The organism is Bartonella sp. AD328YNZD, from assembly GCF_042196425.1.
Genome location: NZ_JBHIQG010000037.1, coordinates 1 through 13,911, shown reverse-complemented (window position 1 = coordinate 13,911; position 13,911 = coordinate 1). Strand labels below are relative to the sequence as shown.

Below are 13,911 nucleotides of genomic sequence, written 5' to 3'. Positions count from 1 at the left end.
CAATATATTAAAACACTGCAAGTCTATATCAGAACCGCCTTCTGACCTTTATTCTTGTGACTTTAAACCTTGCCACCCTCTGACTGCTTTACCCTTCTCTCCATACCTTTCCACACGAATTACCGCCATAAAAGCACGCCAGAACTTCTCCCCATACAAAGCACAACGCCCCGATACACGTGTCACTGTCTTGCACATTCACCAAAAAACATCTCTTACATCCCAAACTTGATCTCACAACACGTGATCTATCTAATGCCATCCCCAATATAGAAGACAGCTCTTGTAAATAGAGCCCCTAGACAGCCATAGGATCTACAGACTTGTCATAAAAATCTATTTATACCACTGTCTTACCCTTCATAAAAAATGCAAACCGCCCCACCCTATATTTTGCCGCCTCTCAAGTATTACGATTGCTCTTAAACCTCTTGGGATGATTGGTAAGAGGCATACATTACGCCTTTCTTAAACACGAACATACCAACCTCATATGACATGCAAGGCAGTCATTTTAAAAGCCTAAAAGTAAGAAAATTTATGATCCTTAGAATTCTTGTTCAAGAGAGAGAACGTTAAACAGTCATTATAAATCAATATATTAAAAACAATCTCTTCATTCTACAAAGCGTCTTCATAAAAGCATTTTAGATCACAGATAGGAATAAGTTCAAAACGAACACTGCCACGAACATCCCACACTTTTTATAGCAATATATTTTGCATAAATCATTTCGCTCTCTAAGATCACTTTTTGTCTGGTTTCCTCCCCAAAAAAGAACGAAAATTTTTAAACTCTATCGATCTGTAAACAATAACAATCCAGATTCTTGTCTAACGCGTTCTCCCTGCTCACTTCAATATCAGAACACCTCAAAGGACAGATTTCATGAAAATTGTCATGTCCTCTCAACATCTCAAAGGACGATGATTCCTATCAGCAACGATTTGTAAACAATCCACTTTCTCTGGACAAGTTCCTCTCAGCGTCCCCATTTATATGGTTTACTCACATAAAGCTCGACAAGAAAACCCTGCCTGAGAATATTCATCACTGCCGCTAAAGCTCATGCGTCATAATTTTAGCGACCTCACTGCCTAAGGTGCTTTATCACATATAACATATTGATTTATAATGAAAATTTATTACGCTACAACTTGAATGAGAGCTCTCAATATCATCAGATTCTCTCATTTCAAATCTGCTCTCTATTGAATCAATCAAAACCATTTTCTTGCACATCACACAGGACTTGAACATCACAAAGGAAGAGAGCCTGCGCAGCGTAAAACTGTAAAAGAAAGACATGACTCTTATGGACTTGTCTCAAGTGCCAAGGGCTGTCGCAATACCCACGAGCTGCTAAGGCGTGTAAGAGAGCCAGTTTGTGACAACTCAACACTTTTTTACCGCACAATGGATAATTTAACCTTTTCAGTTTCTCTCACTTCCAATTTTGGAAGGCTGCGCACAATTTTCATAGTTTCTAAACTTACCGTAATAACCCGCTGAAACAATTCCAATGGATAAGCTGGATTACCCACCGTTTCAACAGCATAGCGATTGGCATCATTAACAAGTCCGCTCGCTTTATCCGTTTTGACAACCTGCCGCTCCATAACCCATTCAAGAGCAGGCCTGCCATTGACCACATACTCATAAGCTTCAAGAGGAATATTCTGCATCGTGATATGCGCATTATAAACCACAGTGCTTTTATCAATAGCACCACGCTTACCAGTAAATTTCATCGCCTCAACACGATAAAAACTCTTCTCATCAGAAATCACCCAAGTTCTTGGATCACCCTGTTTGTAGGTAACGGAATAGGGTTCAACCTCTTCATAATTCATATGCAAATTACCAAGCTTGCGCCCCGCTGTCACAAAAGCCCAAAAATCCTCTACCTTTTTAACTGTTGGAATACGCGGCAATTGTTTAGATAAATTATGCGCATAACGAGCACGATAATCTTCAGAATGCAAAATCCCATAAACATAATAAAACAAATCATCCTTTGTTATCATTTCACCAGGATAAGCTGCCTTAAAATAAGCCAATCCTTCATCCGTAAGAGCATCACGCCGCTGCAGACCAGCTTTTTTGCTTTCCTCTGCAAAATTTGCAAACAAATGAACCTGATTCTCCTCCTTTCTCAAGGATGCAATATCTTCATAAACATACCGTGGAAAACATTGGCCTTTCTCCATTGCATCCAAGCTAGGCAAGCCCCTACTCATCAGAACAGAAAATCCACTGCTTGCTCCAATTCCCGTAACTTGTATCACCTTATTTTCAGCCGCCTTTTCTAAAGGAAAGATACGTGGCATTTGGTATACTCTCTCATTAAAAACACGATTATAATAGAGCCACTGTTGTGTAAAAGGACGATAAAGGCTCTGAGTAATATACGTATCTTTAAATTTAAAAGCCTTTCCCCTTATTAATTCTTCTTTAAGGCTACTACTCCAACTAATCTTTCTAGAATCTGTATTGACAAAATCGTTCACAGCATTTGCACGCATCTTGCGATCAGAATGTAGATGCACAGTATTAAAATGTTCTACTTCACTGTTATAGAAAGCAATCATATTGCGCATATTTTTTGCTAAAGATTCACGGCTTGAATTATATGCCCAAGCATCACGATTGGTTTTTAAACCACAAGAAAAATTTTCAAAGAGCTTTTTATCACTGCCCTTCTTATCACCTAAGGCTAGAAATTTTTCAAAATCACTGTTGCGTTGATCCAGCCAATCGCCATGTGCATCTGGTGTAATCATCTGCCAACCGTGTTCACGCTTGATAGCGTTAACACTTCCAAAATGCTGAAGCTCACTGAGTTTCTCTTTTGTCGTGAGATTATCCCCAATATCATGATAGTAAATTTTACAAGGCTCAGAAACATTTGGATTTTTAACAAACAGTGTCACAGCAATTCCTGTCATGCTTCCACTTCCGAAAACATTTTGCCCCTCTTGAGCACGTCCTTTACTCATCATATTTTTACGAATATCACCCCGTAAATTGAGAACATAAATACTTGAAAATTCTTCATTCAATTCTTTTCGTAAGCCATTCATAGAATATCCACTGATAAAACCCGCATTTGTCACAAAACCAATAACACCACAGTCTTTTATGCGATCACTTGCCCAACGAATGGCACGAATATAACTGTCATAAAGTCCATTAACATTACTCGCTTTGGACTGAGCAGCATAGGTTTCACGAATGCGACGATCCAATTTAGGATAGCTAATATTCTGCGCATTATCATTTGCATTTTTTTGTCCAGAAGAATAAGGGGGATTGCCAACAATAACACGAATATCCAGTTCCTTCTGGTGCGCCCGACGTGTACTGTTATCCACCAGCAAATCGCTAATCAGGTCTTTTTCTTGCTCATAAAGCTGGAATGTATCGGTCAGACAAATTCCCTCAAAAGGAATATAATCGCCCCCCATCAGACCATGATAAGTTGTCTCAATATTAATGGCTGCAATATAATAGGCTAAAAGAACGATTTCATTGGCATGAATTTCATGACAAAATTTATGCTTCATCTCTTCTGGTTTTATCAAACCCGATTGTAAAAGCCGCGTGATAAAAGTACCCGTTCCAGTAAAAGGATCCATGATGTGCACACCCGATGAGCCAAGCGTTTGCCCCAATTCTTGCTCTAAGACATCATTGACAGAGTGCAAAATAAAATCCACAACCTCGACGGGGGTATAAACAATGCCTAGTTTTTCTACAGTGCGTGGAAAAGCATAACGAAAAAACTTATCATAAAGCTCTACAATCAACCTCTGTTTTGCTTTTGGATCCGTAATGCCACTGGCTCGTAATTTTACACTTGCATAAAATTTCTCAAGATCTTTAGATTCCTTATCAAGATTCGCCTCATCAAGCACATCAAGCATACGCTGCATAGCACACGAGACAGGGTTCTCACGTGTGAACTGATACCCCTCAAATAACACCTGAAAGACAGGACGCGTAATAATATGCTGTGCCAACATCTCAATCGCATCAGCTTCTGTAACAGCATTATTTAAATCATCACGCAGTTCTGCCACAAACTTGTCAAAGGCTTGACGCGCCTCAGTATCTGGCTTTGCCAGAATACCTGTTAAGCGTGCAATATGATTCTTAGCAATTTCCGCAATATTGCTCGCCCAATCCTCCCAATAATCTCGTGTCCCACACTTTTTGACAATCTTTGCCATGATGGCACGCGAAATCTCATCCACAGGGAAAGCAAGCTCCCCTTGTTCATCTGTAAAAAGGACATCACGCTCCGCTGTACCAATGCCCAATCGTGCTGGTTGTGCGCGTAGTGGAAGATTGTCTACAACAGCCGTAATAGCCTTTAATTCAGTGCTCTGTGTGACACCAATAATCTCAATCACATTGCTAATATCTTGCCCGAGGGATGCCTTATTAATCGTTGCATCAAAACGATCATCATGTGCACGCAAAGCATTTAAAATTTGCCAGATAACCCGATATTTATCATTGTTGTTCAAAGCCTGTTCCGCTGGAGTATCAAGAGGAATACCAATTGGCAAAATGACATATCCCATCTTTTTACCCTCAGAGCGACGCATCACCCGCCCAACCGCTTGCACAACATCAATCTGGCTCTTGCGTGGATTTAAAAACATGATCGCATCAAGAGCCGGAACATCCACCCCCTCAGACAAACACCTTGCATTGGTTAAAATACGACAAATATCATCCCCACTATCAGCTTTCAGCCAATCAAGTAATGCACCACGATCCTTTGCATTGAAAGTGCCATCAACATGCTCAATTTCACACTTCAGAAAATGTTCATTTTCTGTATCCTCTTTCGTATAATCAAGATATTCTCTAACAACCGCAGAAAACTCATCACGAACGAGTTTAGAACTTTGAATAGTTTTACAAAACGCTAAAGCACGATGCATAGGATATGAATCCGTACCAACATCGGCCTTCATATTTTGTTTTGTCAAAGCCTTATAACAGCCAATAATCTTCGTTGCATCATCAAGAATAAGCTCAGAATCGCTATCACTAAGGCGCTTCTGAACAGCGGAACTGACCAATTTTTCGTCCATTGCTAAGACAATAACCTTATAATCTGTTAAAAGATCATTTTGTACTGCCCATGAAAAACCCCGATAAAAAAGTGTTTTACCAAAAAGCTTTTCATCATCCATCGAAGCAAGAACAGCATTAACTTCATTCGCGCGACTTTTTGCGTTATCACCAAAAATACGTGGTGTCGCTGTCATATAAAGGCGCTTCTTGGCGCGAATAACATCATTGGAATGCACCTTAACAAAATTGGATTCATCCTCTCCCACCAGCGTTGCCCCTGTTGTACGGTGCGCTTCATCACAAATGATAAGATCAAATGTTGGCAAACCATAGTTTTTCTGAGCATCAGCAATCACCTGAATGGATTGATAGGTTGCAAACACAACGGTCATCTTATCTGCAACACTCTTCCCCACCTGATCTGCAAGTTTAGCCGCATTAGTTGTCGCCGGAAAAGCAAGATCAAACACATCAATTTCAGCAACATCATCACTATTTTTACGACGCTTTCCCACTTGTGTATCAGAACAGACAGCAAAGGATCTCAATCCAATTCCTGCATCCGTTGTCCATTCACGCACCGTCTGTGACATCAGCGCCAAAGAAGGAACAAGAAACAAAACAAACTTGCCTTCACCTGCCAAATCCTCAGCAATTTTAAGACTGGTAAATGTCTTACCAGTCCCACAAGCCATAATGAGCTTACCCCGATCTGCTTGAGCAAGCCCAGCACGCACATCACGCAATGCCTCCAGCTGATGTGGACGCAGCTTCTTTTTATCCTCCAAAACAACTTTGCCCTGGGCTGCAAAAGTTTCCCAACGGATCGGACTTTGTTGTATATCGGAAAGATTAATCCGTATAACAGGAATATCCTGCCCCCGTATCATTATTTCAGCGTTATCACTCCAAGCACGTTCAGTACTATCTATAATAACACGCCGCTTGAACGGAGCTTTTCCTGATGCCGAAATAAAACTATCAATATCTGCTTTTCTAATTCGATATGCTGCATCATAAAATTTACATTGGATTGCTGCAAACCCCTCTTCATCACGCATCTTTGCCACAAGATCAATACCAGTATCCCGACCATCCCAACCATTTTCATGCGCCCAATCTTTAAAGGTTTGAACTTTTTCATAACACCCAAACTGAAGAGGATCATGTGTCAGATAAGCAAGAACAAAACGCTCAAAATACGTTCCTTTATCTCGTTCGGTACGCGCTTGATCACGATAGGTCTGTAAAAGCGATTGCAGCGTCATGCTTCCCCCCCCCAATGAAAAATACCTTCAACTATCGAATCTAAACCAATTCGTCAATGCCTCTTGTTCTACCCAAAAAACTTAAAAAAAGCTTAAAATTGCTTGATTTTAAAACATTTCTTCTATGTTTAATTAAACCAACAAGAGAAAATCTTTTGATCCTTTTGAGTATCCCCCAAATCATATGATGCATTTACTGATGTCTATATCCCTATGGAAATAAACGGTAAGGCGTGATGATTTTGAAAATATTTTTTGCCTTTTGTAAGAATACAAAATAAAGTGCACAATAATTTTAGGATTTAGCTTAAGAATGAGAGGGGGGAAATGGATACGACACCTGCGAACACACAAGACACCAAGGAAGAAACTCCACACACAAAACAGCGCATTTTACGAACGATCATGCATATAATTTCCCTATAATATGCAAAATATTAGTCGTGATATTCAAAATATTGATTTTTGAAATATTTCTTTGTCTTTTGTTCTTTCGTAGACTAATTATTCGCTTCTTATACTTTATAGCGGGTGGTTTTAGAATTCTTTTTTATCTGTATCGGACTTGTAGCAGGAGGAAGAATACCATACCAACTAGACATACCATTGCTCATCACTAGCGCCATTATGTTCTTTAGCAACATAACTGCAGCTTGGTATTACGATGTTCTCTTACTTCATCTCACACCTGCTGAATATGAGCTTATTCTTTTTCAATAAATGAAAGCCCCTTTCATTCATACATCATTCAACATAAGAAGCCATCCGCCTCTCAAACTTTTTGTCGTCCTCACCAAACTCATGAAATCAAACCCGCATCTCACGGTATTAGTTCTTAAGATCACGCCCCCTACCGAGTATCTGACGGCATCCTTACCCTAGAAACTCAAATGGCTTGTTTATCCTTCAGCTCCAAAATCATGAGATATGGCAGAAAAAAGCGATGCCTTAAACAAAATATTCTAAAGAAGCTAAGCTACTCGTATAAAGGAACAGAAAATGGCTGTATCTTAGATCACATTTTAAAACTTAAGCACGATCATAATTTATTTGCATAAACCTAAACACCTATAATTTGCACCACCCTCTGCAAAACTAGAAGTGAGAAATCCTCATAACCTCTTTTCCGAAAATCTTAAAAATACTAAACGAAACCTCTTAAACTGCTCAGCTATCTCGATACCAGTTCATTTTTTTGGAAGAACGGAGGTTTAAGCTGTTTTTGGCATCAACCTTCTTTTTTGTTCTTTTGTTTGTTAGCAGATATACTATTCATTTCCCCCGCCTCTTTTTAAATTAAATCTTAAGAATCGTCGCACCATATATTTCATTTGTCCTCCTCTTCACATTTCAGAAGAGGAGGGTTTTTAACAAAATTCAGTCTGCAAGCAATCTCGTTTTAACGGGTTCCATTTAACTTCTCCTTAATAGGATTTACTTCCATAAGACTCGACAAGAAAGATTTAAAATATTCATCATGCATTCTCAAAACATTTAATGCCTCAAGAAGGCTTATATGCCTACCATATCTCACATGATGTGGTGCGCTATAAAACGCTTACCTCTAGTGATACGCTCCACTTAATGAACAAAGCGTTTTCTAAAATAGAGCAGCAAATAATACTAAACTTTTCCCATTCATTTTTTGCTTCATAAACGCTTCATCTAAGTATAAAGCATCTCCACAAACATGCCCAAATTAATAAAGCTTAATCGCGTGAAAGAGCGACAACAGGGTCAAGCCGTGAAGCTTGCCGCGCTGGAGAAAAGCCAAAACATATTCCTATGAGGGTTGAAAAAGTAAGAGACATAATGATCGATTCAATAGTATAAACCAAATGGATAGGTGCCTTAAACAGAAGAAACAAGCCACCGATAGAAAGTCCAAGCAAGATTCCCAAACCACCACCAATCACACAAACCAAAATCGCCTCAATGAGAAATTGCTGTAAAATATCACTTTGTCGTGCACCAACTGCCATACGCACGCCGATTTCATTGATCCGCTCAGAAACAGTGACCAACATAATATTCATCACCCCTATACCCCCCACAACCAGGGAAATAGCTGCAATTGAAGAAATTAAAAGTGTTAAAATATTTGTACTCTCCATGATACGTTCACGGAAAAATTCAGAATTTCTAATGAAAAAATCCTCCCCGCCATGCCGCATAATGAGAAAACGTTTTATCATAGTCTCCGCTAAATGTGAATCAATATCATCAGCAATCCTAACGGTAATTGCACGAACTTCTGTTGTACCAAGAAAACGCGTCTGCACTGTTGTATAGGGTAAATAAAGCTGTAAGGTATTTGATGTATCTCCACTTGCATTATTTTGCGAATCAACAACACCAATAATACGCGCTGGAACATTACCCACATGCACCACCTTTCCAAGGGGGCTTTCATGGCTATGGGGGAAAAGAACAGACAACGCTTCTTTCTCGATCACGAGATCAACCGCCCGATCATGGACACTCTTGTGATCAAAAAACTGTCCTTTGAAAACTTTGAGCCCCTGTGTCTGAAAAAATTGTTCTCCCACCCCCGCAATGACAGCATTGACTTCAACTGCACCAAAACGTACTTTCGAGCTTGCTGAAATCTGTGGTGTTACACCAGAAACATAAGGTAATCCAGATAAAGCTTCTGCATCAGCTTCAACCAAACTGGTTATTTTTTCTGCTTGTGGATCAGAAAAACTTTTGCCAGGAAAAATGGTTAATGTATTAGCACCTAAACTTTTAAAATTTTCCAGAATTTTCTCTCGTGTACCATTCCCTAAAGCTACCATAGCAATAATCGCCCCAATACCGATAATCACCCCAAGCATTGTTAGAAAAGTCCGCATGCGATGTGCATTCATGGCCAACAAAGCCATCACAAACGCCTCACGGAATCGCTCAACAAAAGAACGAAAAAAGCCCAGTTTTTGTTGGCCTTTTAGATTTTGTTGTTCCTGAAGAGATTTTCTACCAACTTTTGTTTTTCCAACCCTTGACCGCTTATCAGCAATAATTTCCCCATCACTGATTTCGATAATACGCTCTGCTCTTTCAGCTACCTGCATATCATGGGTTACAATGATAATAGTACGCCCTTCTTGATGAAGTTCATCCAAAATATGCAATACTTCTTGCCCACTCTTTTTGTCCAATGCACCAGTTGGTTCATCTGCAAGAATGACCTCCGCATTATTCATGAGCGCCCGAGCAATAGAAACACGTTGTTGCTGACCACCAGAAAGCTGATTTGGACGATGATTTATCCGATCACCCATGCCCAAACGCGTTAAAAGATCCTGTGCCCGCTGTTTCCTTGCTTCCACAGCACATCCTGCATAAATAGCCGGAATTTCAACATTACCAAGAGCTGTCAGTTCATTCAACAAATGGTAACGCTGAAAAATAAAACCAAAATGATTACGTCGCAAAGCCGACAATTCATCCGCAGAAAGGGAAGCTGTTTCTTTACCAGAGATCCAATAACGGCCAGAAGTTGGACGGTCAAGACAGCCTAAAATATTCATCAAGGTAGATTTACCTGAACCGGAAGCACCTACAATTGCCACCATTTCACCACGTTTAATGGTAAGATTGATGTTTTTCAAAACGGTAACAAACGCTTCGCCGGCAGGAAATTTGCGCACAATATTTTCCAAGACGAAGACGGCATCTGCTTGATTTGTGCTCATGCTTTAACTCTCGTCTTCGCTATGCATGTTAGAAGACTCTGGCATCACTCCATCAGACGAACTGGTGACGACGACATCACCCTCGTTAAGTCCTGAAACAATCTCTGCCATAACCTTATTATTCAACCCAACGCTCACCTGTTTAGTAACCACCTTATTTTCCCCCACTAAAACAGAAACCCATGCTTTACGCTCTCTTGTCTCATCGCGTAAAGCATCACTTGGAACCAACAAGACATTCTGCGCGCGCCCTAAGATAATATGAACTTGAGCAGTCATATAGGTTCGCAAAAAATTATCCGCATTATCAACATGTAGAATTCCATTGTAATAGATCGCCGATGATATTAAAGCACTAGAACCACTCACCATACCAGGATTAATACTCACATCAGCACGAATTGCTTCAGGAGCCGGCTCTACTTTTTCTAAAACGCCTTCATAACGACGCTGTGAATTACCTAAAACTGTAAAATAAAGTGGTTGTCCAGCTCGGACTTTAAGAATATCTGCTTCTGAGATTTGCGCCTTGATCGTCATCTTTGATAAATCACCCAAAATAACAATTGTTGGCGCCGACTGAACCGCATTCACATTCTGCCCTTCTTCCACAACTGTTGCCAAAACCGTTCCTGCTGAAGGGGCAGTGATGCGTGTATAACCTAAATTAACCTCTGCACTCTCCACATCAATTTGTGCTTGCACAATCTGTTGACGAAGTTGTTCAATTTGCGCCTCGCGTATTTTCACCTGTGTCGCAGCCTCATCGAGGTTCGCCCGTGAAATCGCTCGTGTTTCGATCATTTTTTTCTGACGCTCTAAATTTTTTTGTGCAAGAGAAAGATAGGCTTCTTGTTCTACCAAACTCGCATAATAATGCGATAATGCTGCTTTTTTTCTTTTTAAATCATTTTCCTGATCTGTAGGATCAATTTCTGCCAAGAGATCGCCTTCTTTCACAACACTCCCAGGGGAAACATGCATTGACACCACACGCCCTGTTGCTCGCGCACCAACAGCCACCAACCGGTAAGGACGTACAAGACCAGAAGCTAAAACACTTTCCTCAATATCCCCACGTTTCACCACCGCGGTTATATAAGTTGGAGTAGATGTTCCAAAAAAAACAGAACGTAACCATAACAACAAGAAAATGAGAAATATAGCAGTTAAAAAGAAGGAAAGTTTTTTGTGTTTTGTAATGAAATTTTTGAGTAAGTTTTTTTTCATTTCCCTACCTTTGCACGCGAACGAGGTGCATTATCAACGACTTCTGGACGCGATACATCAACAACGCCATCCCAGCCCCCCCCCAACGCTTTCATCAACGTGATATATTGCGTAACCAAAGAAACACGGCTATCTTTAAGCGCCATTTGTGCAGAATAATAAGAGCGATCAGCATTTAACAATTCAAGAAAACTAGTATTTCCATTCTCAAAAAGGCTCCGTGAAAGTTTTAAGGAATGAAGAGAAGCTTTATTCGCAACGATTAACTTTTCTAAGCGTTGATGTTCCTTCGTCAATCTTACAAGCGCATTTTCTACATCTTCTAAAGCCTCCAACACAGCAGCTCGATAAGTAATAAAAGCTTGATCACGCTGCGCGCGCGCTACCGCAATAGAAGCCTCGACCTGACCTCCATTAAAAAGAGGAAAACGAAGACCAGGTCCAAAAGACCAGCCAATCGTTGAATTTTTCCATAACTGATCAATTGCCGTTGCTGCTGTCGAAATATTACCTGTTAAAGTAAGTGATGGATAACGATCTGCTTCACGTTGACCAATCCGTGCTGTCGCTTGCGCATATTGACGCTCTGCCCGTCGTAAATCTGGACGTGTTAACAAAATATCGGCTGGAATTCCTGCTGGTATCGGCCAGCGTGGTTGTGGAATCTTTGCATGCTTAGCATTTTTTTGTAAAAGATCCTTCAATGCCGTAGGCACACGACCAGTTAAGACAGAAAGGCGATGAACGCTCATTGCTAAATTCGCTTCCATCTGTGATATATCTGCTTCTGTATTTGCCATTTGTGCTTGCGCATTTGAAACATCAAGCTCAGAAACATCACCAGCTGTTAATCTAGCGCGCATCAATTCATAAGTTTTACGTTGTGATACAGCAATTTGCCGCACAATAAACAACTTTTGTTGCCAACCACGCATTTGCACATAATTTGTTGCCACATCTCCTAGTAATGTCACCATGGTAGCGCGCATATCTTCCACAGCCGCATCAAGGCCATAACGCGCTGCTTCAACCGCACGTTTATGCCCACCAAAAAAATCAAGCTCCCAGCTTGCATCAAAACCACTACTATACTGGTTGAATAATGCATCAGACTGTCCAGAACGACTACGGGTTCCTGAAATTGAATTGGACACATTTGGCAAAAGAGTTCCCACAACCTGTCCTAAACCCGCACGCGCCTCACGTACCCGAGCTTTAGCAACAGCAACATTATTATTTCCAGAAATCGCGTAATCCATTAACGCATCTAGAACAGGATCATTCAAATGCCGCCACCATCCGGCAAGCGCAACGGGCTGCCCTGCAGTCTGTGCAGATTTTTCTCCCCAAACTGCTGGAACACGAAAAGATGTTTTCTGGTAATTAGGACCAACCATACATCCTGACAAAAGCAAACACAACAAGACACTAAAAAATAATCCACGAGAAGCGCCCCATTTGAGATTTCTGATATACATCCAGTCTCCCGCATTCTTTCAGAATCATTATTTAATATTAATACTTTATTTACCTCTTATTTCAAACTTGACGTGAAAAATCAAATACAGTTTGCACAGGAATATGATCTGAAGGACGTTCCCATCCGCGCGCATCACGAAAAATCGAAAGATCTACAACAAAAGGGGCTAAATCTTGAGAAGACCAAACATGGTCAAGCCGCCGTCCATAATCGGTAAATGCCCAATCGCGAGCACGATAACTCCACCATGTGTAAAGCTTAGTAGGAACAGGAATATGCAACCGCATCAGATCAACCCATCCACCTTGACAACACAAATCCTGCAAACGCTCGGTTTCAATGGGAGTATGGCTTACAACCTTCAACAATTGTTGATGAGACCAAACATCCTCTGCCAAAGGAGCAATATTTAAATCTCCCACCAAAAGAGAAGAAAGACCATCGCCTTGGTCCGCACGAATGGAGGACATTTCTTCTAAAAAATCAAGCTTATGACGAAACTTTTCATTCACATCAGCATTAGGGATATCTCCCCCAGCAGGAACATAAAAATTATGAATCCGCAAGCTTCTCCCATGGGCTTCCACAATAACTGAGATATAACGGCAATCTTGGTTTTGACAAAAAAAACGTTTTTCTACCTTTTTAAAAGGCAAACGAGAAACAATAGCCACCCCATTATAAGATTTTTGTCCACTCAATGCGATATGCTTATAACCCGCTGCTTCAAAAGCCTCCACTGGAAATAAAGCATCTGGACATTTTGTTTCCTGTAGACACAATACATCTGCGGAAAAGAGTTCCAAATACTGAAAAACCTGTGCAAGACGCAAACGAATAGAATTAATATTCCAAGTCGCAATACGAAAGAACATTTGTTTTAATCCCAATGACGTAACACTCTTTCTTCATTTCTTCGAAGGAAGTGTGAACATCCCATTAGCGAACCGGACGTCTGTCCGCACATTCATAATCTGCACAGTAGTTTCCAAATTTTGTTGGTCAACAATTGTCCACTGTCGCAAAGCAGAGCCTTTAGAATCAAAAACCATCCTTATTTGCCCTGCCCCAATCGTCTGATCACGCAAAACAATCGTCACGGCCCCAGGATCTTCGCGAAAGGCCAACAAACGCCCAGAAGAT

General features: G+C 40.6%; 7 protein-coding genes. All 7 read right to left on the bottom strand.

Annotated elements, in window-relative coordinates; all coding sequences use genetic code 11:
- Window positions 1-48 precede the first annotated feature (48 nt).
- Complete coding sequence (locus ACFIO3_RS03260; RefSeq protein WP_375606595.1) at window positions 49-198, bottom strand: hypothetical protein; 150 nt, start codon at window positions 196-198, stop codon at window positions 49-51.
- A gap of 1,209 nt (window positions 199-1,407) precedes the next feature.
- Entirely contained in the window at window positions 1,408-6,360 is a 4,953-nt protein-coding gene (locus ACFIO3_RS03255) for a DEAD/DEAH box helicase (RefSeq protein ID WP_375704105.1), read from the bottom strand.
- Between the two features lie 1,709 nt (window positions 6,361-8,069).
- Window positions 8,070-10,058, bottom strand: coding sequence for a MacB family efflux pump subunit (locus ACFIO3_RS03250; RefSeq protein ID WP_375606597.1), 1,989 nt, complete (start codon window positions 10,056-10,058; stop codon window positions 8,070-8,072).
- 3 nt (window positions 10,059-10,061) lie between these two features.
- Window positions 10,062-11,288, bottom strand: a complete 1,227-nt coding sequence (locus ACFIO3_RS03245) for an efflux RND transporter periplasmic adaptor subunit (RefSeq protein ID WP_375606598.1) — start codon at window positions 11,286-11,288, stop codon at window positions 10,062-10,064.
- Window positions 11,285-12,766, bottom strand: coding sequence for an efflux transporter outer membrane subunit (locus ACFIO3_RS03240; RefSeq protein ID WP_375606599.1), 1,482 nt, complete (start codon window positions 12,764-12,766; stop codon window positions 11,285-11,287). The genes ACFIO3_RS03245 and ACFIO3_RS03240 overlap by 4 nt, the downstream gene beginning before the upstream one ends.
- A gap of 61 nt (window positions 12,767-12,827) precedes the next feature.
- On the bottom strand, window positions 12,828-13,643 hold the full coding sequence (locus tag ACFIO3_RS03235; protein WP_375606600.1) for an exodeoxyribonuclease III: 816 nt from the start codon (window positions 13,641-13,643) through the stop codon (window positions 12,828-12,830).
- A gap of 33 nt (window positions 13,644-13,676) precedes the next feature.
- Window positions 13,677-13,911: outer-membrane lipoprotein carrier protein LolA (locus ACFIO3_RS03230; RefSeq protein WP_375704104.1), on the bottom strand; the 235-nt coding region annotated here is incomplete at its 5' end.

Excerpts from the sequence above, each read along its gene's own strand:
- ACFIO3_RS03255 (WP_375704105.1), bottom strand. The coding sequence starts at position 6,360 with ATGACGCTGCAATCGCTTTTACAGACCTATCGTGATCAAGCGCGTACC.
- ACFIO3_RS03240 (WP_375606599.1), bottom strand. The coding sequence starts at position 12,766 with ATGTATATCAGAAATCTCAAATGGGGCGCTTCTCGTGGATTATTTTTT.
- ACFIO3_RS03235 (WP_375606600.1), bottom strand. The coding sequence starts at position 13,643 with ATGTTCTTTCGTATTGCGACTTGGAATATTAATTCTATTCGTTTGCGT.
- ACFIO3_RS03245 (WP_375606598.1), bottom strand. The coding sequence starts at position 11,288 with ATGAAAAAAAACTTACTCAAAAATTTCATTACAAAACACAAAAAACTT.
- ACFIO3_RS03250 (WP_375606597.1), bottom strand. The coding sequence starts at position 10,058 with ATGAGCACAAATCAAGCAGATGCCGTCTTCGTCTTGGAAAATATTGTG.
- ACFIO3_RS03260 (WP_375606595.1), bottom strand. The coding sequence starts at position 198 with ATGTGCAAGACAGTGACACGTGTATCGGGGCGTTGTGCTTTGTATGGG.